Raw genomic sequence first — 25937 nt, 5'->3', positions numbered from 1 at the left:
ACGCCTCCGGCAGTCCGTGTCGCAGATCAGGTGCGCAAGGGAGATTGCGGTTGTCCGAGCAGAACTTTGACATTGTCGTCCTCGGCGGGGGCAGCGCGGGCTATGCCGCAGCGATCCGCGCCGTCGAACTCGGCCTCACCGCCGTGGTGATCGAGAAAGACAAGCTCGGCGGCACGTGCCTCCACCGCGGCTGCATCCCGACCAAGGCGCTGCTGCACGCGGCCGAGGTCGCAGAGGTCTCCAAGGAGTCGGCGAAGTACGGCGTGAAGACCGCGTTCGAGGGCATCGACATGGGCGGCGTCAGCGCGTACCGCGAGGGCATCGTCTCCAGCAAGTGGAAGGGCCTGCAGGGCCTGCTCAAGGCCCGCGGCATCACCGTCGTCGAGGGCGAGGGGCGCCTCGTCTCGGCGAACACCGTCCAGGTCGGCGACGACCGCTACGTCGGCAAGAACGTCCTCCTCGCGACGGGTTCGTACTCCCGTTCGCTGCCCGGCCTCGAGATCGGCGGCCGGGTCATCACGAGCGAGCAGGCGCTCGAGCTCGACTTCGTGCCGAACAAGGTCGCCGTGCTCGGCGGCGGCGTCATCGGCGTCGAGTTCGCGAGCGTGTGGCGCTCGTTCGGCGCCGAGGTGACGATCATCGAGGCGCTCCCCCACCTCGTTCCCAACGAGGAGGAGTCGGTCTCGAAGCAGCTCGAACGCGCCTTCCGCAAGCGCGGCATCGACTTCTCGCTCGGCGTCCGGTTCCAGGGCGTCACGCAGAACGACGAGGGCGTCGTCGTCACGCTCGAGAACGGCACGACCTACGAGGCCGACCTGCTGCTCGTCGCCGTCGGCCGCGGCCCGGTGACCCAGAACCTCGGCTACGAGGAGGTCGGCATCACGATCGACCGCGGCTTCGTCATCACCGACGAGCGCCTCCAGACGAGCGTCCCCGGCGTGTACGCCGCGGGCGACATCGTGCCGGGCCTCCAGCTCGCGCACCGCAGCTACCAGCAGGGCATCTTCGTCGCCGAGGAGATCGCGGGCCTGGGCCCGATCATCGTCGAGGACGTCAACATCCCGAAGATCACCTACTGCGAGCCCGAGGTCGCGTCGGTCGGCTACACCGAGGCCAAGGCCGCGGAGAAGTTCGGTGCCGACCAGGTCAGCTCGTTCGACTACAACCTGGCCGGCAACGGCAAGTCGAGCATCCTCGGCACGGGCGGTTCGATCAAGGTCGTCCGCGTGAACGACGGCCCGATCGTCGGCGTGCACATGATCGGCGGCCGCGTCGGAGAGCTCATCGCCGAGGCGCAGCTCGCCGTGAACTGGGAGGCGTACCCCGAGGACATCGCCCCCTTCATCCACGCGCACCCGACGCAGGGCGAGGCGTTCGGCGAGGCCGTGCTCAAGCTGGCCGGCAAGCCGCTGCACGCCATCTGAGCCGCTGCCCGACCCCACGACTGCAATAAGCTAGAACGCGTTCCCACGCTGTGAAGGAGACAAGCGCATGAGCGAATCCGTCAGCCTCCCGGCACTCGGCGAGAGTGTCACTGAAGGCACGGTCACCCGCTGGCTGAAGAATGTCGGCGACCGTGTCGAGGTCGACGAGCCGCTGCTCGAGGTCTCGACCGACAAGGTCGACACCGAGATCCCGTCGCCGGTGGCCGGCGTCATCGAGGCGATCCTCGTCCAGGAGGACGAGACCGTCGAGGTCGGCACCGCACTCGTGACGATCGGCGACGGCTCGGGCGCCGCGGCCCCCGAAGCCGCCCCCGCCCCGGCCGAGGCGCCCGCCGCACCGGCAGAGGCCGCCGCACCCGCTGCTCCGCCCGCCGAGCCGGTCGCCGCGCCGGCTGCGCCCGCTGCACCTGCTGCAGCACCCGAGCCCGCCGCGCCCGCTGCCCCCGAGCCCGCCGCAGCCCCCGCTGCTCCCGCGGCTCCGGCTGCTCCGGCCGCTGCCCCCGCGGCTCCGGCTGCTCCGGCCGCTGCCCCCGCGACTCCGGCTGCTCCCGCGGCAGCCCCGGCTGCTCCCGCGGCGCCCGTCGCTGCCCCTGCGGCCCCTGCCCCTGAGGCCGTCGCACCCGCGACGGGCGCGCACGCCGGTCCGTCGGGCTACGTCACGCCGATCGTTCGCAAGCTCGCGAACGAGCAGGGCGTCGACCTCGCCACCGTCACCGGCACCGGTGTCGGCGGTCGCATCCGCAAGCAGGACGTGATCTCCGCGCAGGCCGCTCCGGCCGCGGCGGCGCCCGCCGCGCCCGCCCGTCAGCCGCTCGAGACCTCGCCGCTGCGCGGTACGACCGTTCCCATGACGCGCCTGCGCAAGGTCGTCGCCGAGCGCGCCGTGGTCTCGATGACGTCGACGGCGCAGCTCACGACCGTTGTGGAGGTCGACGTCACCCGCATCGCGCGCCTGCGCGACCGGGTCAAGGGCGACTTCCTCGCGAAGACGGGCAACAAGCTCTCGTTCCTCCCGTTCTTCGCCCTGGCCGCGGCCGAGGCGCTCAAGGCGTACCCGATCATCAACTCGACGGTCGACGGCGACAACATCGTCTACCCCGCCCAGGAGAACATGAGCATCGCGGTCGACACCGAGCGCGGCCTGCTCACGCCCGTCATCCGCAATGCCGGTGAGCTCGACGTCGCCGGCCTCGCCGCGCAGATCGCCGACCTCGCCGACCGCACCCGCAACAACCAGCTGAAGCCCGACGAGCTCGCCGGCGGCACCTTCACGCTGACCAACACGGGCTCGCGCGGTGCGCTGTTCGACACGCCGGTCGTGTTCCTCCCGCAGTCGGCGATCCTCGGCACGGGTGTCGTCGTGAAGCGCCCCGTCGTCGTCAGCCAGGACGGCGCCGATGCGATCGCGGTCCGCTCGATGGTGTTCCTCGCGCTGTCCTACGACCACCGCATCATCGACGGCGCCGACGCCGCACGCTTCCTCACGGCGGTCAAGGACCGCCTCGAGGAGGGCGCGTTCGAGGCCGACCTCGGCATCTAGTCGAAGAGCTCGCGCAGTCGCCAACCGGCCTCGCTCCTCATCACGAGGAGCGAGGCCGGTTCGCGTTCCGCCTCCGTGTACGGCAGTCGCAGGAGCACCGCATCCCCCATCTCGGCGGCGACCGAGAGGTGGTCGAGGTCGTACTCCGGCAGCTCCGGAGCCTCCCCTTCGCGCGCGCTCGCGAGCACGGCGTGGTCGGCCCGCTCGATGGCCGAGCCCGGCTGATCGACCTGCTCGAGGCAACCCGCGTCGATCGCGTCGAGGCACGCCGCCCGGCGTGCCATCAGTTCGCTCGCAGCATCGACCGGCCCGCTGTCTCGGGCGAGCTCGTTCGCGGCATCGTCGCGCGCGACGTCGCCCGACGCATCGCGCTCGGCGGCATCCGTCTCCGCACCGCCGGTCGGAGGCGGCACTGAGGATCGGATCTCGGGGCCACGGGACCTCGGCGCGCCCCCGCGGCCCGTCTCAGGCGCGCCCGCGCCGTCGGCGCCCCCGGCCGGCGGCACGAGCGTCAGGAGCAGCACGAGCGCCCCGGCGCCGATGGCGCCGCCGGCAAGGAGCGGGCGTCGACGCGCTGCCGCGAGGGCACGGAGCCGCCTCACGATCCCGCCACCGGAGGCCTCATCGGCGGACGCGGCGACCCGGTCGACGAACGGTGCCGGGAGTTGGGCCAGTTCGCCGATCACGGCCCGCAGGCCGCTCCGGCGACGTGTCCCGACGTCGGCGACGGTCTCGGCCGCCGAGACGTCGGCGTGCGATGCGTCGACTCGCGTCGGCAGTGCGGTCGACGCCGGTCTCGGGACCGTCGTGCGAAGCGGCACCGCCTCCGCCGCGGCGAAGAGCGCTCGCTCCACCTCGCCCTCGCATCGTGCGAACGGGCGTGATTCGGCGCCCGCCCGAGCGATCGCGGAGGCGCGCTCGAACGCGGCTGGGCGACGCGTCGCGCCGGCCACCTCGTCGACGAGGTCGGCGACGCGACGCAGCCCCTCGCGCCGCAGCTCGGTGCGCGCGACCGCCCCGCCCGCGTCCTCCAGCCGGCGCAGCGCGCCGAGGCCGATGAGACGCGGTCGGCCGGTCTCGTCGAGCATGACGTCGCCGGTCGCGAGCCTCGTGTGCACGAACCCGGCATCCGCGAGCGAGCCGGTCGCGGCGACGAGCGGGGCGAGGATCGTCGTCGCCTCGCCCGGGTCGAGCAGCCGTTCCCCGAGCAGCCGCGAGAGCGTCGGGCCGCCGACCCGCTCGACCGCGACGACCCGTCGACCGTCGTCGAGCACGGCGACGTCCACGAGCATCGGCAGGGTGCCCGAGGCATCCCCGCCCATCGCCGCGATCTCGACGGCGACCGAGTCGTCGTCGGCGTCGCGACCGTAGACCCGAAGTGCGACGAGCCGGCGCGGCGTGCCGGCCGTATCGGCCGTCGCGTCGACGGCAAGGTACACCTCGGCGCGGTCGCCCGTGGCGACTCGCCGCAACAGGCGGTACCCCGCGACGACCCGGTCGCTCCGCGGCTCGGGCTCGGCTCGAGCCGATTCCGCCGTTCGTGCGGGAGCGGGCTCGCCTCGGGTCCGGGCTTCCGTCGTCGCGTGACGTCTCATGCCGCGAGTCTCCACGGCGCCCGGCGTCCGGCACGCCGCGTCCCGACCGGCTGTGCGCCCCCGGCCGCCGGTGCCGACTGGGGAGGACGAGTCGCCTAGACTGGCCGAATGCTCGACATCGTCGTCACGGGGCTAAGCGCCAACTCCGTGCCGTACATCGAGGGTCTCGACCTTCAGCGCGCCGTCCATCGCGCGGTCGTCGCGGGCGAACGCCCCGACACCGTCCTCCTCCTGGAGCACCCCTCCGTCTACACCGCCGGGAAGCGGACCGCTCCCGACGAGCGGCCGACCGACGGGACGCCCGTCATCGACGTCGACCGCGGCGGCAAGATCACCTGGCACGGTCCGGGCCAGCTCGTGGGGTATCCGATCCTCCATCTCGCCGAACCGATCGACGTGGTCGGCTATGTGCGCCGGCTCGAGGGCGTCCTCATCGACGTGCTCCGCGAGATCGGCGTCGACGGCCGGCGCGTCGACGGACGCTCCGGCGTCTGGGTGGGCTCCCCCGGCCTCGAGAACAAGATCGCGGCGATCGGCATCCGCGTCGCCGACGGCGTCACGATGCACGGCTTCGCCCTCAACTGCTCGAACTCGCTCGAACCGTACGAGCGGATCGTCGCGTGCGGCATCCGCGATGCCGGGGTGACCACCGTCAGCCGGGAACTCGGTCGCACCGTGACGCCCGCCGACCTCGTGGACGCCGTGAGTACGCGTCTCCGCCTCGAGTTCGAGGAGGCGCTGGCCGCATGACCACCGCTCCGGAGGGGCGCAGGATGCTGCGCCTCGAAGTCCGCAACGCCCAGACGCCGATCGAACGCAAGCCCGAATGGATCAAGACCCGGGCCAAGATGGGCCCCGAGTACCGCGCCCTGCAGTCGCTCGTGAAGAGCGAGGACCTGCACACGGTCTGCCAGGAGGCCGGCTGCCCCAACATCTACGAGTGCTGGGAGGATCGCGAGGCGACCTTCCTCATCGGCGGTTCGCAATGCACCCGGCGCTGCGACTTCTGCCAGATCGACACCGGGAAGCCGGCCGATTTCGACGCCGACGAGCCGCGCCGGGTCGGCGAGTCGGTCGTGCGCATGCAGCTGCGCTACTCGACGGTGACGGGCGTCGCCCGAGACGACCTGCCCGACGGCGGCGCCTGGCTCTACGCCGAGACGATTCGCGAGATCCACCGGCAGTCGCCGGGCACCGGCGTCGAGATCCTCGTGCCCGACTTCAACGGCGAGCCCGAGCTCCTGCAGCAGGTCTTCGACGCACGGCCCGAGGTCTTCGCCCACAACGTCGAAACGGTTCCGCGCATCTTCAAGCGCATCCGACCCGCATTCCGGTACGAGCGGTCGCTCGACGTGATCACGCAGGGCCGCGATGCGGGGCTCATCACGAAGTCCAACCTCATCCTCGGCATGGGCGAGGAGCGGTCGGAGGTCTCCCGGGCACTGCGCGACCTGCACGACGCCGGCACCGACATCATCACGGTCACCCAGTACCTGCGTCCGAGCCCCCGCCACCTGCCGGTCGCTCGATGGGTGCGACCCGAGGAGTTCGTCGAGATCAAGGCCGAGGCCGAGGAGATCGGCTTCCTCGGAGTGCTGGCCGGGCCGCTCGTGCGTTCGTCGTACCGAGCCGGACGGCTCTGGGCGCAGTCGATGGCGGCCAAGGGGCGCGACCTTCCGGCCGAGCTCTCGCACCTCGCGGACGCGAGCCTCGGGTTCGCGCAGGCCGTCGGCTGACCCGCCGGTCGGTCGTCGGACGCCATCGGCACCGGGGCCCGCTCGATCCGTGCTCGCACGGTCCGAGCGGGCCTCGGCCGCCGGTATCCTAGACACCATGGCACGTACCAAGGACGCATCGAAGGCTCAGAAGGAGCCCGGCCGACTCAAGCAGATGTGGCAGGTCTTCCAGATGACCCGCCGCTACGACTCGACCGCGCAGTGGCTGATGCTCCTCGTGTTCCTGGTGCCGGTGCTCGTCGGCCTCGCGCTCGCGCTCTGGACGGGCGACGGCAACGGCTTCACGATCGCGCTCTGGATCGTCGCGGGCGTGCTCGCCGGCCTCCTGCTCGCCCTCGTCGTGCTCGGCCGTCGTGCCGAGCGCGCTGCGTACGCCCAGATCGACGGACAGCCGGGTGCGGTCGGTGCGGTCCTCCGCAGCGGCCTCCGCGGCGCCTGGGTCGGCAACGAGATGCCCGTCGCCGTCAACGGCAAGACGCAGGACGCGGTGTACCGGGCGGTCGGCCGCGGCGGCGTGGCGCTCATCAGCGAAGGCCCGGCCTCCCGCACCAAGCGCATGCTCGAGGACGAGCAGCGCAAGGTCGCCCGAGTGCTGCCGAACGTGCCGATCACGCTCATCTCGGTGGGCCACGACGAGGGTTCGGTCGAGCTCTACAAGCTCGCCTCGACGCTCCGCAAGACCAAGAAGGCGCTCACCAAGCCCGAGGTGCTCGCGGTGACGAACCGTCTCAACTCGCTGCAGACGTCGCTGCCGATCCCGAAGGGCATCGACCCGATGAAGGTCCGCCCCCAGCGCGGCAAGATGCGCTGAGCGCACGCACCGACACGCGGCATCCGCCTTTCGAGGCGGGTGCCGCTTCGTCGTTCACGGCGCGGATGCGTCGGGGCCGGTCACGCCCGGATGAGCACCGTGCCCGCGACCTTGTCGTGGAAGCCGCGCTGGTCGGAGTCCCACACGAGCGCAGGAACGACGATCATGAGGAGCGCCGTGCGGACGACCGGGCGCCAGAGGCCGATCCAGCCGCCCTCGAGCGGCACGACGTGCATGCCGAGGAGGCGGTGGCCGATGCTGCCCCCGATCGTCGGGATGAACACGATCTGCAGGACCGCGAACACGAGCGGGGTGACCCACGTGTACGCGACCGATTCGTAGGGCGTGAACAGCAGCGCGATGAGCATGGCGCTGCCCCAGTCGATGAAGATCGCGGCGATCCGGCGCCCGACCCGTCCGACCGAGCCGCGCCCGTGATCGGGGAGGCCGAGTCGTTCGCCGGGCCACCGGCTGGGTTCGAGGTCGCCGAATGTCTGGGGCTTCGCGTCGGGCATCAGACGATTCTACCGACCGGGCATGGGCGTAACATGGCCGAAACATTCCGGTCACGGTCGGGAAACGGCGCGCGGATACCGTCGCCGTTGGCTGTGCAAGTCCATCCGTTCCACCCGCCACCTGGAGATCCGTCGCATGTTCAGTGATTCGTCCGAAGTGCTCAAGTTCATCAAAGAGACCGATGTCAAGTTCCTCGACATCCGGTTCACCGATCTGCCCGGTGTGCAGCAGCACTTCAACATCCCGGCTTCCACGGTCGACGAGGAGTTCTTCACCGTCGGCCAGCTGTTCGACGGCTCCTCGATCCGCGGCTTCGCGAACATCCACGAGTCGGACATGCAGCTCATCCCCGACGTGACGACCGCGTACATCGACGCGTTCCGCGCCGAGCGCACGCTCATCATGGTCTTCGACATCTACAACCCGCGCAACGGCGAGATCTACTCGAAGGACCCGCGCCAGGTCGCCAAGAAGGCCGAGAAGTACCTCGCCTCGACCGGCATCGCCGACACGGCGTTCTTCGCCCCCGAGGCCGAGTTCTACATCTTCGACGACGTGCGCTACGAGGTCAACCAGCACTCGAGCTTCTACTCGGTCGACTCCGAGGAGGGCGCCTGGAACTCGGGACGTGCCGAGGAGGGCGGCAACCTCGCCAACAAGACCCCGTACAAGGGCGGCTACTTCCCCGTCTCCCCCGTCGACAAGCAGGCCGACCTGCGCGACGACATCTGCCTGAAGCTCATCGACGCCGGGCTCCACCTGGAGCGTTCGCACCACGAGGTCGGCACGGGCGGCCAGGCCGAGATCAACTACCGCTTCGACACGATGGTCGCCGCAGCCGACGACATCCTGAAGTTCAAGTACATCGTGAAGAACACCGCCGAGCAGTGGGGCAAGACGGCGACGTTCATGCCGAAGCCGCTCTTCGGCGACAACGGCTCGGGCATGCACACCCACCAGTCGCTCTGGAACGACGGCAAGCCGCTCTTCTACGACGAGGCCGGCTACGGCGGGCTGAGCGACATCGCGCGCTGGTACATCGGCGGCCTGCTCAAGCACGCCCCCGCGGTGCTCGCGTTCACGAACCCGACGGTGAACTCGTACCACCGGCTCGTGCCCGGCTTCGAGGCCCCCGTCAACCTCGTCTACTCGGCGGGCAACCGCTCGGCGTCGATCCGCATCCCGATCACGGGCACCAACCCGAAGGCGAAGCGCATCGAGTTCCGCGCGCCGGATGCCTCGGGCAACCCGTACCTCGCGTTCGCCGCGCAGCTCATGGCGGGCCTCGACGGCATCAAGAACCGCATCGAGCCGCACGAGCCGGTCGACAAGGACCTCTACGAGCTGCCGCCCGAGGAGGCGAAGGCCATCCCGCAGGTGCCGGGCTCGCTCGGCGAGGCCCTCGACGCGCTCGAGGCCGACCACGACTTCCTCCTCGAGGGCGGCGTGTTCACCAAGGAGCTCATCGAGACCTGGATCGACTACAAGCGCGAGAAGGAGCTCAAGCCCCTCGCTCAGCGCCCCCACCCGTTCGAGTTCGAGCTGTACTACGGCGTCTGATCCCACCCGCAGCCCCCTGCTGCATCGAAGGGCCGTCCCGCGTGAGCGGGGCGGCCCTTCGGCCGTCCATGGCGGGATGCCCGTGTCGGGGGGGGCGGCGTCGTCGCCACGGCGCCGATCCGCAGACGTCGCGCGTTCAGACGGTCGGCTCGCGGCGCGGCTCGAGGCCGTAGAAGCCGCGCTCGAAGACGGCGCGGGAGCGTCGGGTGAGCTGCAGGTAGTCGTGCTCGAGCTGCGTCGCCGAGCCTGCCGGGTAGCCCATGATGCGCGCGACGCCCTCGAGCTGCGAGCGTTCGACGGGAAGCACGTCGGTCGTGCGGTCGAGCCACAGTGTGAGCGCCGAGCGGGCACGCGATGAGAACACCCAGGCCGCCCTGAGCGTTTCGGCGTCCGCCTCGTCGACGAGGCCGGCCTCGGTCGATGCCTCGAGCGCGTGGAGCGTCGACGTCGTGCGGAGCGCGGGGATCTCGGCGCCGTGCTGCAGCTGCACGAGCTGCACGAACCACTCGACATCGGAGATCGAGCCTCGACCCAGCTTCAGGTGACGCGTCGGGTCGGCGCCCTGCGGCAGGCGCTCGTTCTCGACGCGTGCCTTGATGCGCTTGACCTCGCGCACCTCGCGCTCGGCGATCTCTCGCGGATACCGCACGGTGTCGGCCAGTTCGGTGAACTCGTCGATCAGGGCGCGATCTCCGGCGATGCCCCGGGCACGCAGGAGCGCCTGCGCCTCCCACGTGAGCGACCACCGCGAATAGTAGGCGCGGTACGCGTCGAGCGAGCGCGCGACGACGCCGTTGCGTCCCTCCGGCCGCAGGTCGGCATCGAGCTCGAACGGCAGTCGCGCGTCCTCCGACAGGCGCACGAGCTCGCTCACGATCCGGAGCGCACGCGAATGCGCCGCGTCGGGCTCTGCGCCCTGCGCCCGATAGACGTAGATGATGTCGGCGTCCGACCCGATGCCGAGTTCCCGGCCGCCGAAGCGACCCATGCCGATCACGGCGAACTCGATGCCGTCGGGCTCGTCGCCGCGGATCGCCGCGACGAGCGCGGCGATGTGGTTCTCCGTGAGGTCGCTGAGACCGTGGCCGAGCTCCTCCACGGTGGTCACGTCGAGGATGCCCGCCAGCGCGAGGCGCAGCATCTCGCGTCGGCGGATGGCGCGGAAGATCTTCGCCGCGTCGGCGGCCTCGCCGTGGCGGCGCAGCACGGCCCGGGTCTCGTCCTGCAGGGCGGCGAGCGAACGCGGTCGGAGCTCCTCGAGGTCCTCCAGCCACGCGACCGCCTCGGGCGCGCGTTCGAGCAGCGCGGCCGCGTAGCGCGAACCCGAGAGGACGCGGGTGAGGCGCAGCGCGGCATCGGACGAGTCGCGCAGGAGCCTCAGGTACCAGTGGGTCGTTCCGAGGGTGTCGCTCAGTCGCCGGAACGAGAGCAGCCCGAAGTCGGGGTCGGTGCCCTCCGCGAACCACGAGATCAGCACCGGCATGAGGTGCCGCTGGATCGTCGCACGACGTGAGAGCCCGGACGTGAGCGCCGCGATGTGCGCGAGAGCGCCGCGCGGGTCGCGGAAGCCGATGGCGGCGAGTCGAGCCTCGGCCTGGGCGCTCGTCAGCTCGAGCCCCGAGGCGGGAAGGGCGGCGACGGCCGACAGCAGGGGACGGTAGAAGAGCCTCTGGTGAAGGCCCCGGACGCGCTGCCTCGTGGACTGCCAGACCCGGGTGAGCTCCGCGGCGTCCCTGCCGAGCCCCGACGCCCGGGCCAGCACGCGCAGTCGGTCCGCCTCGCGGGGCATGAGGTGCGTGCGCCGGAGACGCTCGAGCTGCAAGCGGTGCTCCAGCACGCGGAGCACGCGGTAGTCGCGTGCGAACTCACCGGCCTCCTCGCGCCCCACGTACCCGGCCTCCGCGAGGGCGGTGAGCGCCGGCAGCGTGCCGCCCTGCCGGATCGAGTCGTCGGTGGCGCCGTGCACGAGCTGCAGCAGCTGCACGGTGAACTCGATGTCGCGCAGGCCCCCGGGACCGAGCTTCAGCTGCACGTCCACCTCGTCGGCGGGGATGTGCTCGGTGACGCGCTCGCGCATGCGCTGCACGGACTCGACGAACCCCTCACGACTCGAGCTCGACCAGACCAGTGGTTCGACGCCCGCCGTGTACCGGCCACCGAGCTCGAGGTCGCCCGCGAGCGGGCGCGCCTTCAGCAGGGCCTGGAACTCCCAGCTCTTCGCCCAACGCTCGTAGTACTGCAGGTGCGACTCGAGCGTGCGCACGAGGGCGCCGTCCTTGCCCTCGGGGCGCAGGTTCGGGTCGACCTCCCAGAGCGGCGGCTCGATGCCGGGCTCGCCGATGAGTCGCATCGTCACCACGGCGAGCCGGGTCGCGATCTCGAGGGCGCGCGGCGTCGAGACCACGCCGTCGTCGCCCGATTCCGCGACGAAGATGACGTCGACGTCGCTCACGTAGTTCAGCTCGCGCGCACCCGACTTGCCCATGCCGATGATCGCGAGCCGGGTCGCCGCGACCTCGTCCGCGGGATAGCGGCCGGGCGCGGCCGGAGCGCCGTCGCTCCGCGAGACGATTCGACGCGCCCCCGCGAGGGCAGCGTCGAGGGTGGCTCCGGCCAGATCGGCGAGCCCCGCGGCGACCACGTCGACGACGTCGACGGCGTCGTCCCGGGTGAGGTCGTAGACCGCGATGCCGGTGAGCCACCGGCGATACCCGACGCGGATGGCTGAGGCCACGGCGTCGGGGTCGTCGGCACGACCGGCCGGCAGTTCGTCGACCGTGCGGGTGAGCAGCGATCGCGCCTCATCGATCGACGGCGGCGGCACGGGTACCGCGCGCAGCAGGGCGATCTCCTCGGGGTGCCGCCCCAGGTGGTCGGCGAGACCGCGGGAAGCCCCGACGAGGCGGGCGAGGCGTTCGGCCGCCGGAGGCTCGGCGAGCACCGCGACGACCTCGGCGGGCGCGCGGTCGTGGAGCCGGCGGAGTTCGGACAGCGCCGAGTCGGGGTCGGCCGCCGCACCGAGTGCCGTGAGCAACGCCTCCCCGTCGACCCCGGTCGCGGTCGTCAGTTCGGCGAGGCCGGCCGAGGCGCGGTCGAGGTCGTCGAAGCCGGCGCGTGCGAGCCGGCCGAGCGTCGGCGCCTGTCGAGACATCCGGGCAGTCAGAGGATCTCGAGGTTGCGGTGCAGCTCGAACGGCGTGACCTGCGAGCGGTAGTCGCGCCACTCGCGCCGCTTGTTCGCGAGCACGTAGTTGTACACCTGCTCGCCGAGCGTCTCGGCGACGAGCTCGGACCCCTCCATGTACTCGATCGCGTGGTCGAGGCTCGCCGGCAGCGGGTGGTAGCCGAGGGCGCGTCGCTCGCTGTCGGTGAGCGCCCACACGTCGTCCTCCGCCTCCGGCGGGAGCTCGTAGCCCTCCTCGATGCCCTTCATGCCGGCCGCGAGCAGCAGCGAGAAGGCGAGGTACGGGTTCGCCGCCGAGTCGATCGCGCGGTACTCGACGCGTGCGCTCTGCCCCTTGTTCGGCTTGTAGAGCGGCACCCGCACGAGCGCGGAGCGGTTGTTGTGGCCCCAGCAGATGAAGCTCGGCGCCTCGTCGCCGCCCCAGAGCCGCTTGTACGAGTTCACGAACTGGTTCGTGACCGCCGAGATCTCGTTCGCGTGGCGCAGGAGGCCCGCGATGAACTGGCGTCCGATCTTCGAGAGCTGGTACTGCGCGCCCGGCTCGTAGAAGGCGTTCGTGTCGCCCTCGAAGAGCGACAGGTGCGTGTGCATGCCCGACCCCGGGTACTGCGAGAAGGGCTTCGGCATGAAGGTCGCGTACACGCCCTGCTCGATCGCCACCTCTTTCACGACCGTGCGGAACGTCATGATGTTGTCCGCGGTCGTCAGCGCGTCGGCGTAGCGGAGATCGATCTCGTTCTGGCCGGGACCGGCCTCGTGGTGGCTGAACTCGACCGAGATGCCGAGGTCCTCGAGCATGCGCACCGAGCGGCGGCGGAAGTCGTGCGCGGTGCCGCCGGGCACGTTGTCGAAGTAGCCGGCCGAATCGACGGGGATCGGCCCCTCGTCGCCGAACTTCGAGGAGCGCAGCAGGTAGAACTCGATCTCGGGGTGCGTGTAGAACGTGAAGCCGCGGTCGGCGGCCCGCTCGAGCGTGCGCTTCAGCACGTTGCGGGGGTCGGCGACGGCGGGCTCGCCGTCTGGCGTCGTGATGTCGCAGAACATGCGGCCCGTCGGGTCGACGTCGCCGCGCCAGGGCAGCGTCTGGAACGTCGACGGGTCGGGATAGGCGAGCAGGTCGGACTCGTACGTGCGGCTCAGGCCCTCGATGGCCGAGCCGTCGAACCCGATGCCCTCGGTGAACGCCCCCTCCACCTCGGCCGGCGCGATCGCGACCGACTTCAGGGTGCCGACGACGTCGGTGAACCAGAGCCTGACGAACTTGACCCCTCGCTCCTCGATCGTGCGAAGAACGAAGTCGCGCTGCTTATCCATCCACACCCTCTCTCGCAGATCCCAGCGTACCGGCACCGGGCCTCGCGGAGCCGCGCCCCGGGCCGCGGATCGGGTCGGTGCGATGTGCGAGGATGGCGGCATGTCAGGCGAGCCCCAGACCTCAGCATCCGACGTCTCCCCCGCAACCGGCACCGCCGCCGACTCGACGGCCGAGCAGAACCCGTACGGCGGTGCCGCCGCGGCCGGGGGTCCCAAGCGGGTGCGCACCCGGCACTTCCAGAACGCGAAGCGCAACGGCATCAAGATCACGGGGCTCACGAGCTACGACCAGCTCACCGCGCACATCTTCGACGAGGCGGGCATCGACTTCCTGCTCGTGGGCGACTCGGCCGGCAACAACGTGCTCGGCTACGAGACGACGCTGCCGGTGAAGGTCGACGACCTCATCCCCCTGACGCGCGCCGTCGCCGGTGCGGTGAAGCGGGCCTTCGTCATCGCCGACATGCCGTTCGGCTCGTACGAGAACGGCCCAGAAGAGGCGCTGCACACCGCGGTCCGGTTCATGAAGGAGACGGGTGCGCACGCCGTCAAGCTCGAAGGCGGGGTGCGCAGCGCCAAGCAGATCCGGCGCATCGTGCACGCCGGCATCCCGGTGATGGCGCACATCGGTTACACCCCGCAGAGCGAGCACGGGCTCGGCGGACACGTCATCCAGGGCCGCGGCGAGGGCCTCGACCAGCTGCTGGCCGACGCCCGCGCCGTGCAGGAGGCGGGGGCGTTCGCCGTCGTGCTCGAGATGGTGCCGGCCGAGGCCGCCCGACAGGTCACCGAACTGCTCGACATCCCGACGATCAGCGTCGGCGCCGGCCCGCACACCGACGGCCAACTGCTCGTGTGGACCGACTGGGCCGGGCTCACGACCGGCCGCGTGCCGCGGTTCGTGAAGAAGTACGCCGACCTCGCGAGCGTGCTCAGCAACGCCGCGAACGCCTGGCGCGCCGATGTCGAGTCGGGCGCGTACCCGACGGCCGAGCACTCGTTCGAGTAGCGGCGGAGCGGTCGCGACACGCGGCCGCCCTCGTCGAGGCCCCTCGACTCGACAGGAGGCCGATCAGTCGTCGGCCGCGTCCTCCTCGGCCCACTTCGCGCTGTTCGCGCGCAGGATCTCGAGCGCCCGCTCGGCCTCTTCGCGGGTCTCGAACGGCCCGACGCGGTCGACCGACTGCGACACGAATCCCTGCTCGACCGCGCCGGTCTTGAGGTTGTACCAGAACATGTGCTCGACGTTCTCGGTCATAGGCTGATCCTATGCCCAAAGACGCCGCCGGCCACCTGATCCCCGGACGACTCTCCCCCGCCCGCGCCGTGCCCGCGTCGATCGCTCGCCCCGAGTACGTCGGCCGCCGCGCGCCCGCGACGAACACCGGCGGCGACCGGTACACGCCGGAGGAGGTCGAGCGCATCCGCACCGCCGGCCGCATCGCGGCCGGCGCGATCGAGGCGGCCGCCGCGTCCATCCGTCCGGGCGTCACAACCGACGAACTCGACCGCATCGTGCACGAGTACGTCGTCGGCCACGGCGCGTACCCGTCGACCCTCGGTTACCGCGGCTTCCCCAAGTCGAGCTGCACCTCGGTCAACGAGGTGATCTGCCATGGCATCCCCGACGACACCGTGCTCGCCGACGGCGACCTCGTCAACCTCGACGTCACCGCGTACCTCGACGGCATGCACGGCGACCTCAACCACACGTTCCTGGTCGGCGAGGCGAGCGAGGAGGCGGCGCTGCTCGTCGAGCGGACCCGGGAGGCACTCGCCCGAGGCATCCGCGCCGTCGCCCCCGGCCGGCAGGTCAACGTGATCGGCCGCGCGATCGAGGCGTACGCCAAGCGCTTCGGCTACGGCGTCGTGCGCGACTACACGGGCCACGGCGTGGGGCGCGCGTTCCACACCGGGCTCGTGATCCCGCACTTCGACGACCCGAACGCGACGACCGTCATCGAGGAGGGCATGGTCTTCACGATCGAACCGATGCTGACGCTCGGCACCATCGAGTGGGACGTGTGGGCCGACGACTGGACCGTCGTCACCCGCGACCGCTCGCTCACCGCGCAGTTCGAGCACACGCTCGTCGTGACCGAACGGGGAGCCGAGATCCTGACCCTCCCGTGACGGGTGCGGCGCGAGCCGTCCGCCGAGCGGCGCCGCGATAGTGTGAGCGCATGGCCACGGAACTCGCGATCGGCATCGACATCGGCGGCACGGGCATCAAGGGCGCAGTCGTCGACCTCGCCGAGGGCACGCTCCTCTCCGACCGCATCAAGGTCAAGACGCCCGAGGGCGGCCGGCCCGCTGACATCCTGGCCGCGACGGCGGAGCTGCTCGACCGCTTGTCCGCCGATTTCGACGAGTCCCTGCCGCTCGGGGTCTGCTTCCCCGCGATCGTGAAGCGCGGGCGCACGCTTTCGGCGGCGAACATCTCCCGCGAGTGGATCGGCCTGCCCGCCGAGGAGCTGTTCGAGGAGACCTTCGGCCGGGAGATCCACTTCATCAACGACGCGGATGCCGCCGGCTACGCCGAATCGCGGTACGGCGCGGCCGTCGACGCCGACGGGCTCGTCATCCTCACGACGCTCGGGACGGGCATCGGGTCGGCGTTCCTCTACGACGGCGTGCTCGTGCCCAACACCGAGCTCGGGCACATCGAGCTCGACGGGACCGAGGCCGAGAAGCGCGCGGCGTACTCCGCGATGGAGCGCGAGGAGCTCGACTGGGCGAGCTGGGCGGCCCGCCTCCAGCGCTTCTACGCGCACGTCGAGTTCATCTTCTCCCCCGACCTGTTCGTCGTCGGCGGCGGAGTGTCGAAGCATCACGAGCAGTTCCTGCCGCTGCTCGACCTGAAGACGCCGATCGTGCCGGCCCGGCACCGCAACAACGCCGGGATCATCGGCGCGGCGTCCCTCGCGGCGAAATAGGCGCAACGGCGAATGCGGTCTTCGGAGCGCGCCATGCCGACCCTCCGCGAATGAGCCTCGCCGTACGAGCCGTTCGCAGCACCACGTGGCGGGTCGCCTCGGCGATCGCCGGCGCGATCGCTCTTCGCGGCGCCAAGCCTCGTGGTGCGAATGGGCCGGCTGATACGCCGGGTTCTGTTCACCGGGCGCTTTCGCGACACCGGCTGGACGGCCATCTCTCTCGGAGTCACGTCGCCGTGACCCTCCAGCGGCCTACCCGGGAACGGGGCGGGCCGCCCCATCGTTCCCTGTCTGGCCTTGCTCCGGACGAGGTTTACCGAGCCGACCGGGTCACCCCGGCCGCTGGTGGGCTCTTACCCCACCGTTTCACCCTTACCGCCCGCTCGCGCGGGAGGCGGTCTGCTTTCTGTGGCACTGTCTCGCGGGTCGCCCCGGGTGGGTGTTACCCACCGTCCTGCCCTGTGGAGCCCGGACGTTCCTCGGCGCACGGCCGGAGCCGTGCGACGCGGCCGTCTTGCCGACCCACTCGCCCGTCCAGTCTACCGGCCCCGACTCCGGCCGCGGCTCAGAGGCCCGATTCGTCCGTGCGCACGAGGATCCGGTCGCACTCGGGGCACTGCACGACGTCGTCGGGTGCGGCCCGGCGCACCGACTCGAGGTCGGAGCCCGTGAGCGTCATCGTGCAGCCGCCGCACGTGCGCTGGCGCAGCAGCGCCGCGCCGACTCCCGCCCCGCGCGCCCGACGCTGCTCGTAGAACGCGAGGAGCTCCGCCGGAACGCCGGACGCGACCACCTCGCGGTCGCGTTCGGTCTGCTCGCGCTCGACGGCGATGCCGCCCGCCGCGGCGTCGCGCTCGGCCTCGAGCTCGGCGACCTCGGACTCGATCGCGGCTCGCTGCAGGTCGATGCTCGACACCGCGACCTCCGCCTCCTCGACCCGCTCCATGACGACGAGCTCCTGGTCCTCGAGGTCGCCACGCCGCTTCGCCAGGGAGGCGAGCTCTGCTTCGAGCGCCTGCACGTCCTTCACCGACGACGTGTGCTGGAGCCGGTCCGTGTCGCGCGCGATCCGGGCTTCGACGACCGCCACGTCGGACTCGAGCCGGGAGAGCTCGGCGCGCGCGTCCTCGAGCGTGCCGACGGCCTCCGCCCGCGTGCCCCGCACGGCGGTCTCGCGCTTGGCGAGTTCGGCGAGCGGCGCCGTCTGCGGAAGCGCGCCGAGCCGGTGCGCGAGCTGCTGGATGCGGGTGTCGATCGACTGGAGCCGCAGCAGTTCCTGCTGGTCGGCGGGCGTGGCCTTCACGTGGTGCTCCTCGAAGGGGTCGGGGCTGGACTCGTCATCATTGCACGACCTGGAAGTCCCAGGGGTCGGTGCGCAGCTCGCTCACGACGATCTCGAGCTCGGGCAGCGCCGCCCGCAACTCGCCCGCGGCGACGTCGAGCCAGAGCCATTCGCTCGCCCAGTGGGAGACGTCGAGCAGGGCCGGCCCGCCGGCGAGCATCGCCTGCTCGCGCGCCTCGGACGCGGGATGGTGGCGCAGGTCGGCGGTGACGTAGACGTCGGCCGCCCGCACCGCGGGATGACCGAGGAGCGAGTCACCCGCGCCGCCGCAGACGGCGACCGTCTCGACCGGATCGTCGAAGCCGCCTGCCGCGCGCACGCCCGTCGCGGTCGCCGGCAGCAACTCGGCGAGCCGCCGGGCGAGGCGGCCGAGCGTGGTCGGCTCGGCGAGGCGGCCGACGCGGCCGAGGCCGGTCGCGCCGTCGTCGGATGCCTCGATCGGGCGCTGCGCGACGAGCCCGAGCCGATCGGCGAGCACCGCGGAGGTGCCGGTCGCGACGACGTCGGCGTTGGTGTGAGCGGCCAGCAGAGCGCAGTCGGCTCGGATGAGCCGGGCGAGCAGTGCTCCCTTGTATCGGTCCTCCGCCACCGTCGTGATCCCGCGCAGCAGCAACGGGTGGTGCGCGATCAGCAGGTCGGCGTCGGCCGCGACCGCCTCGTCGACGGTCGCGGCGACGGCGTCGACGGCCAGCAGCACGCGTCGGACCGGTGTGTCGAGGGCACCGGAGACGAGCCCCGAGGCATCCCAGGCCTCGGCGCCGGCCGCGGGCCACAGGCGTTCGGTGACGGCGAGCACATCGGCGAGGACCAGCGACATGTGGGCCCTGCCGGGCTCGAACCGACGACATCCACGGTGTAAACGTGGCGCTCTACCAACTGAGCTAAAGGCCCTCGCGCCACGAACGGCGCAGGCTCATCGTATCCGAGCGACCGCCCGGCGAGGCATCCCGCCGGTCAGGCCGCGCGTCGCAGCGAACCCAGCGCCTCGCGGTACCGCTCGAGCGGACGCGCCTCGCCCTTGGGCGTGGCGAAGCTGTCGACGATCACGCCGTCGGCGCCGATGAGGAAGGTCGCCCGCGCGGCGATGCCGTGCTCCGCGTCGAACGCGCCGTACGCCGCGGACACCTCGCCGTGCGGCCAGAAGTCGGCGAGCAGCCGGAAATCGTAACCCTGCGTCTCACTCCAGGCGCGAAGCGTGTGCTTCGAGTCGACCGAGACGCCCACGAGCTCGACCGACTCGTCGGCGAACATCGCGAAGTTGTCGCGCAGCTCGCAGAGCTCGCCCTGGCAGATGCCCGAGAACGCCAGCGGGAAGAACACGAGGGCGACCGGCCGCTCGCCGCGGAAGTCGGACAGCCGCACGGTCTGCCCGTGCTGGTCGACGAGGGAGAAATCGGGCGCGAGGGCACCGGGGGCGAGGATCATGGACGGCGACCTCCGATCGGAACGGCCCACCATCGTACCGCCCCCGATTCCCGGCGAGACTCATTAGGATGGCGGGGTGCCATGCGACCGCGAGGCGGTCAGCCTCGGCGTGCGCACGTCCACACCAGGCAGGTGATCCCTGCAGAGAAGAGAGGTCGAGTGTGACTGTCAACGACCAGGATCCTTACTCGGTCGAGGCGATGGACTCGGATCCCGAGGAGACGAACGAGTGGGCGGAGTCGCTCGACTCGCTCGTCGCCGAGAAGGGCCACCAGCGGGCGCGTGAGATCATGCTGAGCCTGCTGAAGCGCTCGAAGGAATTGCACCTCGGCGTGCCGATGGTGCCCACCACGGACTACCTGAACACGATCGCGCCGGAGAACGAGCCCGAGTTCCCGGGCGACGAGGAGACCGAGCGCCGCTACCGCGCATGGATCCGCTGGAACGCGGCCATGCTCGTGCACCGCGCGCAGCGCCCCGGCATCGGCGTCGGCGGCCACATCTCGACGTACGCGTCGAGCGCCGCCCTGTACGAGGTCGGCTTCAACCACTTCTTCCGCGGACAGGACCACCCCGGCGGCGGCGACCAGGTCTTCTACCAGGGTCACGCCTCCCCCGGCATGTACGCCCGCGCCTTCCTCGAGGGCCGTCTCTCGAGCGACCAGCTCGACGGCTTCCGCCAGGAGAAGTCGCACGCGCCGAACGGCCTCTCGAGCTACCCGCACCCGCGGCTCATGCCCGAGTTCTGGCAGTTCCCGACCGTGTCGATGGGCCTCGGGCCGATCAACGCGATCTACCAGGCGCAGCTCAACAAGTACCTCACCAACCGCGGGATCAAGGACGCCTCCGACCAGCACGTCTGGGCGTTCCTCGGCGACGGCGAGATGGACGAGGTCGAGAGCCGCGGCCAGCTCCAGGTCGCCGCGAACGAGGGGCTCGACAACCTCACGTTCGTCATCAACTGCAACCTGCAGCGACTCGACGGCCCCGTGCGCGGCAACGGCAAGATCATCCAGGAGCTCGAGAGCTTCTTCCGCGGCGCCGGCTGGAACGTCATCAAGGTCGTGTGGGGCCGCGAGTGGGACTCGCTGCTCGCGAACGACCACGAGGGCGCGCTGCGCAACCTCATGAACGTCACGCCCGACGGCGACTACCAGACCTACAAGGCCGAGTCGGGCGCCTACGTGCGCGAGAACTTCTTCGGACGCGACCCGCGTGCGCTCGAGCTCGTGAAGGACCTGAGCGACGACGAGATCTGGGGTCTCAAGCGCGGCGGCCACGACTACCGCAAGGTGTACGCGGCGTTCAAGGCCGCGACCGAGCACAAGGGCCAGCCCACCGTCATCCTCGCGAAGACCATCAAGGGCTACGGCCTCGGTCCCGCCTTCGAGGGCCGCAACGCGACCCACCAGATGAAGAAGATGACGCTGGACAACCTCAAGACGTTCCGCGACTCGATGCGCATCCCGATCACGGACGCGCAGCTGGAGGAGAACCCCTACCTGCCGCCGTACTACAACCCGGGCGAGTCCGACCCGGCGATCCAGTACCTGCACGAGCGGCGCCGCGAGCTCGGCGGCTACACGCCCGAGCGGCGCGCCAAGTACACGCAGGTCACGCTGCCCGACGACTCGGCTTACGCGATCGCGAAGAAGGGCTCGGGCACGCAGGAGATCGCCACGACCATGGCGTTCGTCCGACTCCTGAAGGACCTGATCCGCTCGAAGGACTTCGGCAACCGCATCGTGCCGATCATCCCCGACGAGGCGCGCACCTTCGGCATCGACGCGTTCTTCCCGACCGCGAAGATCTACAACCCGAACGGCCAGCACTACACCTCGGTCGACCGCGAGCTGCTCCTGGCCTACAAGGAGAGCCCGCAGGGCCAGATCGTGCACGTCGGCATCAACGAGGCGGGCGCGCTCGCCGCGTTCACCAACATCGGCACGTCGTACTCGACGCAGGGCGAGCCCCTCATCCCGATCTACGTGTTCTACTCGATGTTCGGGTTCCAGCGCACGGGCGACGCGATGTGGGCCGCCGGCGACCAGATGGCGCGCGGCTTCATCATCGGCGCGACCGCCGGCCGCACCACCCTGACGGGCGAGGGCCTGCAGCACGCCGACGGGCACTCGCCGCTCCTCGCGGCGACGAACCCGGCGGTCGTCTCGTACGACCCCGCCTACGGGTACGAGATCGGGCACATCATGCGCTCGGGCCTCGACCGCATGTACGGCGGCACCCACGCCGACCCGAACGTCATGTACTACCTCACGGTGTACAACGAGCCCATCGTGCAGCCGGCCGAGCCCGAGGGGGTCGACGTCGACGGGATCATCCGCGGCATCCACCGCCTGTCGGAGTCGACGACCGCCGGCCCGAAGGCGCAGCTGCTCGCCTCGGGCGTCGCGGTGCCGTGGATCCTCGAGGCGCAGCAGCTCCTCGCGGAGGACTGGGGCGTGTCGGCCGACATCTGGAGCGTGACCAGCTGGTCCGAGCTCCGCCGCGACGGCGTCGCCGCCGACGAGCACAACTTCCTCAACCCCGACGCCGAGCGGAAGGTCTCGTACCTGACGCAGAAGCTCGCCGGGGCGCAGGGACCGTTCGTCGCCGTGTCCGACTACGCGCACGCGGTGCCCGACCAGATCCGCGCCTACGTGCCCGGCCAGTACGCGACGCTCGGGGCCGACGACTTCGGCTTCTCCGACACGCGCGCGGCGGCACGACGCTACTTCAAGATCGACGGCCCGTCGGTCGTCGTGCGCACGCTCGAGCTGCTCGCCGAGCGCGGCGAGGTCGACCGCGCGCTCCCGGCGCAGGCGATCGAGAAGTACCGGCTCCACGACGTGAACGCCGGCACGACCGGATCGGCCGGCGGCGAGAGCTAGCGGGCGACGAGGTGGCGACGAGGCCGAAGACGAAGGCGGAGACGCTCGCATGGTTGCGGACCATCGCGGGTGAGCTCGCGACCGCGACGCTCAAGCGACTCGAGGACACGTTGCCGTGGTACGGCGACATGCCTCCGAGCCGTCGCTCCGCCGTCGGCCTCGTCGCCCAAGCCGGCATCTCGTCGTTCATCGCCTGGTTCGACGACCCGCGCTCGACGCCGTGGATCGCGGCCGACGTGTTCGGCGCGGCCCCGCGCGAGCTCCTGCGCTCGGTGAGCCTGCAGCAGACGCTGCAGCTCATCCGCGTCGTCGTCGAGGTCGTCGAGGAGCGCGTGAAGGACGGCGGCGAGCCGCTGCGCGAGGCGATCCTGCTCTACTCGCGGGAGATCGCGTTCGCGGCGGCCGACGTCTACGCACGCGCCGCGGAGGCGCGTGGACTGTGGGACGCCCGGCTCGAAGCGCTCGTCGTCGACTCGATCCTCTCGGGCGAGGCCGACGACGAGCTGCCGAGCCGCATCGCGGCACTCGGGTGGCACGGGCACGGCGAAGTCGCGGTGCTCGTCGGCACCGCCCCGAAGCAGCTCGACGTCGATCATGTGCGACGGGCCGCGCGGCACATGCACGCCGACGTCCTCATCGGCGTGCAGGGCAACCGCCTCGTGCTCGTCATCGGCCGCGCGGACCCGCTCTCGTCCGACGGCGACGAGTCGATCGGCACGGCCCCCGCCCTCACGTTCATGGAGATCGCGGGACAGCTCGAACCGCACTTCGGGCCCGGGCATCTCGTGCTCGGCCACGCCGTGCCGAACCTCGTCGACGCGTCCAAGAGCGCGAAGGCGGCGCTCGCGGGCTTCGCGGTCGCCCGGTCCTGGCGGCACGCCCCCCGCCCCGTGCACGCCGACGACCTGCTTCCCGAGCGCGCACTCGCGGGCGACCCCCTCGCGCGCGCCACGCTCGTGCACCGCATCTACCGTCCGTTGCAGGCTCACTCCACCGAACTGCTCACGACGCTCTGGAGCTACCTCGACAACGGCCGATCGCTCGAGGCGACGGCCCGCGAGCTCTTCGTGCACCCCAACACGGTCCGGTACCGGCTCAAGCGCGTATCCGACGTGATCGGCTGGGATGCCACGGGCGCGCGCGAGGCGCTCATCCTGCAGTCCGCGCTCATCATCGGATCGATGAGCGACCACGACCACGCGCCGCGCCGCACGTCCTGACCGCACGGCGGGGTGCAGCCGCACCGGTTCGCTGTGCGGTCGATACAACGGTTGCGCGAAGAGCTTGTGGCGTGTGCACACCACAGTTCGCCCGGTGATTGGCAGACTGGGGTGGTGATCGTCGTCGTCTGCCCTGGACAGGGCTCTCAGACCCCCGGATTCCTCACCCCCTGGCTCGCAGAACCCGGCTTCGCCGAGCGCCTCGACGCGCTCTCGGCGGCCGCCGGCATCCACCTGGCCGAGCACGGCACGGTGAGCGACGCCGACACCATTCGCGACACCGCGGTGGCGCAGCCGCTCATCGTCGCGGCCGGCCTCCTCACGCTCGACGCCCTGCTCGCCGACGGCCGGGATGCGCGCATCGGCGGCATCGCCGGGCACTCGGTCGGCGAGATCACCGCCGCCGCGGGCGCCGGCGTGCTGAGCGGCACCGATGCGATCGCCTTCGTCGCCGAGCGCGGTCGGGCGATGGCCGAAGCCGCGGCGCTCGCACCGACCGGCATGAGCGCGGTGCTCGGCGGCGACGAGGCCGAACTCCTCGCCCGGCTCGCCGAGCTCGACCTCGAACCGGCCAACTTCAACGGCGGCGGACAGATCGTCGTCGCCGGCGCCGTCGACGCCCTCGAGCAGCTGAAGGCCGAGCCGCCGGCCGGTGCGCGGGTCATCCCGCTGCAGGTCGCCGGTGCGTTCCACACCCGATACATGCGGCCCGCCGTCGAGCGCCTCGCGAAGGTCGCGGAGTCGCTCTCCCCCGCAGACCCCGCCCTGCCGCTCTGGACCAACCGCGACGGCAGCACGGTGGCCTCCGGCGCCGAGTTCCTCGAACTCCTCGTCGGCCAGGTCTCGTCGCCCGTGCGCTGGGACCGCTGCATGGCCTCGTTCGCCGAAGCCGGCGTCACCGGCATCATCGAGCTCGCTCCGGCCGGTGCGCTCGTCGGCCTCGCCAAGCGAGGGCTCAAGGGCGTGCCGACCGTCGCCGTCAAGACGCCCGACGACCTGCCCGCCGCCATCGAACTCATCGATCAGGCCGCCTGATCCGCGTCGCCGAACACACGAGAAAGCCGAGCATGACGAGACCAACCCTCCAGCAGTCGCACGGACCCGCGTACACGCGCATCTACGCCCTCGGCGCGGCTCGCGGCGAGAACGCGGTGCCGAACGACGACCTCGTCGGCCCGATCGACTCGTCCGACGAGTGGATCCAGCAGCGCACCGGCATCATCACGCGCACGCGGGCCGGCGCCGACGTCTCCGCGGTCGACCTCGCGACCGCCGCGGCGACCGAGGCCATCGAGCGCTCGGGCGTCGCGCCCGAACTCATCGACCTCGTGATCATCGCGACGATCTCGAACGTCCAGCAGACCCCCTCGATGGCGGCCGTCGTCGCCGACCGCGTGGGCGCCAACCCCGCCGCAGCGTACGATGCGAACGCCGCGTGCGCGGGTTACGCCTACGCCGTCGCGCAGGCCGACGCTCTCATCCGCGCCGGTGCCGCGCACTACGCGCTCGTCATCGGCGCCGAGAAGCTCTCGGACGTCGTCGACCCGACCGACCGGTCCATCTCGTTCCTCCTCGGCGACGGCGCCGGCGCCGCCGTCATCGGACCGAGCGACACGCCCGGCATCGCGCGCACCGTGTGGGGTTCCGACGGCTCGAAGGCGGGTGCCGTCGGCATGAACAGCACCCTCGTCGAGTTCCGCGACGGCCAGGCCGAGTGGCCGACCCTCCGCCAGGAGGGCCAGACGGTCTTCCGCTGGGCCGTGTGGGACATGGCGAAGGTCGCCAAGCAGGCCCTCGACGCCGCCGGCGTCACGAGCGCCGACCTCGCCGCCTTCATCCCGCATCAGGCGAACATGCGCATCATCGACGAGTTCGCGAAGCAGCTGAAGCTGCCCGACTCCGTGGTGATCGCCCGCGACATCGCGACGACGGGCAACACGTCGGCCGCGTCGATCCCGCTCGCGACCCACCGACTGCTCGAGGAGCACCCCGAGCTCTCCGGAGGCCTCGCCCTCCAGATCGGCTTCGGCGCCGGACTCGTGTTCGGCGCCCAAGTGGTGGTTCTGCCCTGAACCACCGACCCCTGTCCATCTAGACTGTCTCACGGTCAAACGAGACACCCCTCAAGGAGAAGAACCATGGCATTGTCCACCGAAGAAGTGCTTGCCGGCCTGGCCGAGCTCATCAACGACGAGACCGGCATCGCGACCGACACGGTTGAGCTGGACAAGTCGTTCACCGACGACCTCGACATCGACTCGATCTCGATGATGACGATCGTCGTCAACGCCGAGGAGAAGTTCGACGTGAAGATCCCCGACGAGGAGGTCAAGAACCTCAAGACCGTCGGCGACGCCGTCGACTTCATCGTCAAGGCCCAGGCCTAGTCGCTGCGACGAGCGGGCCGAGGCGTCGTCCCGGCCCGC

General features: G+C 71.1%; 22 protein-coding genes, 1 tRNA gene and 1 other RNA gene. 14 read left to right on the top strand and 10 right to left on the bottom strand.

Annotated features, from left to right (window positions below; translation table 11 throughout):
• Nucleotides 1–50: 50 nt before the first annotated feature.
• Nucleotides 51–1424, top strand: a complete 1374-nt coding sequence (gene lpdA / locus AC3RJ7_RS17665; RefSeq protein WP_491457164.1) for a dihydrolipoyl dehydrogenase — start codon at nucleotides 51–53, stop codon at nucleotides 1422–1424.
• Nucleotides 1425–1491: 67 nt separating this feature from the next.
• Nucleotides 1492–2985 carry a 2-oxoglutarate dehydrogenase, E2 component, dihydrolipoamide succinyltransferase gene (gene sucB, locus AC3RJ7_RS17660; RefSeq protein WP_491457163.1) on the top strand — a complete coding sequence of 498 codons (1494 nt, stop codon included), beginning with the start codon at nucleotides 1492–1494 and terminating at the stop codon, nucleotides 2983–2985.
• Here the strand turns inward: sucB and AC3RJ7_RS17655 are convergent.
• Complete coding sequence (locus tag AC3RJ7_RS17655) at nucleotides 2982–4580, bottom strand: hypothetical protein (protein WP_491457162.1); 1599 nt, start codon at nucleotides 4578–4580, stop codon at nucleotides 2982–2984. The genes sucB and AC3RJ7_RS17655 overlap by 4 nt on opposite strands.
• Nucleotides 4581–4688: 108 nt before the next feature.
• On the opposite strand from AC3RJ7_RS17655, the gene lipB reads away from it, so the two are divergent.
• From lipB to AC3RJ7_RS17640, 3 genes are all read left to right on the top strand, one after another.
• Nucleotides 4689–5330, top strand: coding sequence for a lipoyl(octanoyl) transferase LipB (gene lipB, locus AC3RJ7_RS17650; RefSeq protein ID WP_491457161.1), 642 nt, complete (start codon nucleotides 4689–4691; stop codon nucleotides 5328–5330).
• Nucleotides 5327–6316 (top strand): lipoyl synthase, encoded by a 990-nt coding sequence (lipA, locus tag AC3RJ7_RS17645; protein ID WP_491457160.1) that lies wholly within the window; start codon nucleotides 5327–5329, stop codon nucleotides 6314–6316. Before lipB ends, lipA begins: the two co-directional genes overlap by 4 nt.
• Before the next feature lie 97 nt (nucleotides 6317–6413).
• Nucleotides 6414–7127 (top strand): DUF4191 domain-containing protein, encoded by a 714-nt coding sequence (locus AC3RJ7_RS17640; protein WP_491457159.1) that lies wholly within the window; start codon nucleotides 6414–6416, stop codon nucleotides 7125–7127.
• A gap of 80 nt (nucleotides 7128–7207) precedes the next feature.
• Here the strand turns inward: AC3RJ7_RS17640 and AC3RJ7_RS17635 are convergent, their stop codons facing one another.
• Nucleotides 7208–7642, bottom strand: a complete 435-nt coding sequence (locus AC3RJ7_RS17635) for an RDD family protein (RefSeq protein WP_491457158.1) — start codon at nucleotides 7640–7642, stop codon at nucleotides 7208–7210.
• 136 nt (nucleotides 7643–7778) lie between these two features.
• On the opposite strand from AC3RJ7_RS17635, the gene glnA reads away from it, so the two are divergent.
• On the top strand, nucleotides 7779–9203 hold the full coding sequence (glnA, locus tag AC3RJ7_RS17630; RefSeq protein ID WP_491457157.1) for a type I glutamate--ammonia ligase: 1425 nt from the start codon (nucleotides 7779–7781) through the stop codon (nucleotides 9201–9203).
• 136 nt (nucleotides 9204–9339) lie between these two features.
• Here glnA and AC3RJ7_RS17625 read toward each other — a convergent pair whose 3' ends face one another.
• Complete coding sequence (locus tag AC3RJ7_RS17625) at nucleotides 9340–12354, bottom strand: bifunctional [glutamine synthetase] adenylyltransferase/[glutamine synthetase]-adenylyl-L-tyrosine phosphorylase (protein WP_491457156.1); 3015 nt, start codon at nucleotides 12352–12354, stop codon at nucleotides 9340–9342.
• 8 nt (nucleotides 12355–12362) lie between these two features.
• Nucleotides 12363–13700, bottom strand: a complete 1338-nt coding sequence (locus AC3RJ7_RS17620) for a glutamine synthetase family protein (RefSeq protein ID WP_491457155.1) — start codon at nucleotides 13698–13700, stop codon at nucleotides 12363–12365.
• 100 nt (nucleotides 13701–13800) lie between these two features.
• Between AC3RJ7_RS17620 and panB the strand changes: the two genes are divergently transcribed.
• A complete protein-coding gene (gene panB / locus AC3RJ7_RS17615) occupies nucleotides 13801–14709 on the top strand; it encodes a 3-methyl-2-oxobutanoate hydroxymethyltransferase (protein ID WP_491457154.1) in 909 nt (302 codons plus the stop codon).
• 63 nt (nucleotides 14710–14772) lie between these two features.
• On the opposite strand, the gene AC3RJ7_RS17610 is transcribed toward panB, so the two are convergent.
• Nucleotides 14773–14958: an SPOR domain-containing protein gene (locus AC3RJ7_RS17610; RefSeq protein ID WP_491457153.1), complete on the bottom strand. Its 186-nt coding sequence runs from the start codon at nucleotides 14956–14958 to the stop codon at nucleotides 14773–14775.
• Between the two features lie 11 nt (nucleotides 14959–14969).
• On the opposite strand from AC3RJ7_RS17610, the gene map reads away from it, so the two are divergent.
• Nucleotides 14970–15833 carry a type I methionyl aminopeptidase gene (gene map, locus AC3RJ7_RS17605; protein WP_491457152.1) on the top strand — a complete coding sequence of 288 codons (864 nt, stop codon included), beginning with the start codon at nucleotides 14970–14972 and terminating at the stop codon, nucleotides 15831–15833.
• 50 nt (nucleotides 15834–15883) lie between these two features.
• Nucleotides 15884–16636: a polyphosphate--glucose phosphotransferase gene (ppgK, locus tag AC3RJ7_RS17600; protein WP_491457151.1), complete on the top strand. Its 753-nt coding sequence runs from the start codon at nucleotides 15884–15886 to the stop codon at nucleotides 16634–16636.
• A 147-nt stretch (nucleotides 16637–16783) separates the two neighbouring features.
• On the opposite strand, the gene rnpB is transcribed toward ppgK, so the two are convergent.
• The 5 genes from rnpB to AC3RJ7_RS17575 form a co-directional block, all read right to left on the bottom strand.
• Nucleotides 16784–17161: RNase P RNA component class A (rnpB, locus tag AC3RJ7_RS17595), an RNA gene on the bottom strand.
• Nucleotides 17162–17201: 40 nt separating this feature from the next.
• Nucleotides 17202–17939 (bottom strand): zinc ribbon domain-containing protein, encoded by a 738-nt coding sequence (locus tag AC3RJ7_RS17590; protein WP_491457150.1) that lies wholly within the window; start codon nucleotides 17937–17939, stop codon nucleotides 17202–17204.
• Between the two features lie 37 nt (nucleotides 17940–17976).
• Nucleotides 17977–18795, bottom strand: a complete 819-nt coding sequence (locus AC3RJ7_RS17585) for a Nif3-like dinuclear metal center hexameric protein (protein ID WP_491457149.1) — start codon at nucleotides 18793–18795, stop codon at nucleotides 17977–17979.
• A gap of 1 nt (nucleotide 18796) precedes the next feature.
• Nucleotides 18797–18869: transfer RNA gene (locus AC3RJ7_RS17580), tRNA-Val, on the bottom strand.
• 63 nt (nucleotides 18870–18932) lie between these two features.
• Nucleotides 18933–19403: a peroxiredoxin gene (locus AC3RJ7_RS17575; RefSeq protein WP_491457148.1), complete on the bottom strand. Its 471-nt coding sequence runs from the start codon at nucleotides 19401–19403 to the stop codon at nucleotides 18933–18935.
• Nucleotides 19404–19564: 161 nt separating this feature from the next.
• Here AC3RJ7_RS17575 and aceE point away from each other — a divergent pair, with 161 nt between their 5' ends.
• From aceE to AC3RJ7_RS17550, 5 genes are all read left to right on the top strand, one after another.
• Entirely contained in the window at nucleotides 19565–22291 is a 2727-nt protein-coding gene (aceE, locus tag AC3RJ7_RS17570; RefSeq protein WP_491457147.1) for a pyruvate dehydrogenase (acetyl-transferring), homodimeric type, read from the top strand.
• 11 nt (nucleotides 22292–22302) lie between these two features.
• Nucleotides 22303–23511 (top strand): PucR family transcriptional regulator, encoded by a 1209-nt coding sequence (locus AC3RJ7_RS17565; protein ID WP_491457146.1) that lies wholly within the window; start codon nucleotides 22303–22305, stop codon nucleotides 23509–23511.
• 114 nt (nucleotides 23512–23625) lie between these two features.
• Entirely contained in the window at nucleotides 23626–24546 is a 921-nt protein-coding gene (locus AC3RJ7_RS17560) for an ACP S-malonyltransferase (protein WP_491457145.1), read from the top strand.
• Between the two features lie 32 nt (nucleotides 24547–24578).
• Nucleotides 24579–25583: a beta-ketoacyl-ACP synthase 3 gene (locus AC3RJ7_RS17555; protein ID WP_491457144.1), complete on the top strand. Its 1005-nt coding sequence runs from the start codon at nucleotides 24579–24581 to the stop codon at nucleotides 25581–25583.
• Between the two features lie 66 nt (nucleotides 25584–25649).
• On the top strand, nucleotides 25650–25898 hold the full coding sequence (locus AC3RJ7_RS17550) for an acyl carrier protein (RefSeq protein WP_056731598.1): 249 nt from the start codon (nucleotides 25650–25652) through the stop codon (nucleotides 25896–25898).
• Nucleotides 25899–25937: the final 39 nt, after the last annotated feature.

It is taken from the genome of Agromyces solani (assembly GCF_058349925.1).
This window is presented reverse-complemented; position numbering and strand designations above follow the sequence as displayed.

What these genes read in the sequence shown, in the direction of transcription:
- AC3RJ7_RS17635 (WP_491457158.1), bottom strand. Translation starts at nt 7,642, where the DNA reads ATGCCCGACGCGAAGCCCCAGACATTCGGCGACCTCGAACCCAGCCGG.
- AC3RJ7_RS17640 (WP_491457159.1), top strand. Translation starts at nt 6,414, where the DNA reads ATGGCACGTACCAAGGACGCATCGAAGGCTCAGAAGGAGCCCGGCCGA.
- sucB (WP_491457163.1), top strand. Translation starts at nt 1,492, where the DNA reads ATGAGCGAATCCGTCAGCCTCCCGGCACTCGGCGAGAGTGTCACTGAA.
- lipA (WP_491457160.1), top strand. Translation starts at nt 5,327, where the DNA reads ATGACCACCGCTCCGGAGGGGCGCAGGATGCTGCGCCTCGAAGTCCGC.
- AC3RJ7_RS17555 (WP_491457144.1), top strand. Translation starts at nt 24,579, where the DNA reads ATGACGAGACCAACCCTCCAGCAGTCGCACGGACCCGCGTACACGCGC.
- panB (WP_491457154.1), top strand. Translation starts at nt 13,801, where the DNA reads ATGTCAGGCGAGCCCCAGACCTCAGCATCCGACGTCTCCCCCGCAACC.
- AC3RJ7_RS17610 (WP_491457153.1), bottom strand. Translation starts at nt 14,958, where the DNA reads ATGACCGAGAACGTCGAGCACATGTTCTGGTACAACCTCAAGACCGGC.
- map (WP_491457152.1), top strand. Translation starts at nt 14,970, where the DNA reads ATGCCCAAAGACGCCGCCGGCCACCTGATCCCCGGACGACTCTCCCCC.
- AC3RJ7_RS17655 (WP_491457162.1), bottom strand. Translation starts at nt 4,580, where the DNA reads ATGAGACGTCACGCGACGACGGAAGCCCGGACCCGAGGCGAGCCCGCT.
- AC3RJ7_RS17585 (WP_491457149.1), bottom strand. Translation starts at nt 18,795, where the DNA reads ATGTCGCTGGTCCTCGCCGATGTGCTCGCCGTCACCGAACGCCTGTGG.
- AC3RJ7_RS17575 (WP_491457148.1), bottom strand. Translation starts at nt 19,403, where the DNA reads ATGATCCTCGCCCCCGGTGCCCTCGCGCCCGATTTCTCCCTCGTCGAC.
- glnA (WP_491457157.1), top strand. Translation starts at nt 7,779, where the DNA reads ATGTTCAGTGATTCGTCCGAAGTGCTCAAGTTCATCAAAGAGACCGAT.
- AC3RJ7_RS17620 (WP_491457155.1), bottom strand. Translation starts at nt 13,700, where the DNA reads ATGGATAAGCAGCGCGACTTCGTTCTTCGCACGATCGAGGAGCGAGGG.
- AC3RJ7_RS17550 (WP_056731598.1), top strand. Translation starts at nt 25,650, where the DNA reads ATGGCATTGTCCACCGAAGAAGTGCTTGCCGGCCTGGCCGAGCTCATC.
- lipB (WP_491457161.1), top strand. Translation starts at nt 4,689, where the DNA reads ATGCTCGACATCGTCGTCACGGGGCTAAGCGCCAACTCCGTGCCGTAC.
- ppgK (WP_491457151.1), top strand. Translation starts at nt 15,884, where the DNA reads ATGGCCACGGAACTCGCGATCGGCATCGACATCGGCGGCACGGGCATC.
- AC3RJ7_RS17625 (WP_491457156.1), bottom strand. Translation starts at nt 12,354, where the DNA reads ATGTCTCGACAGGCGCCGACGCTCGGCCGGCTCGCACGCGCCGGCTTC.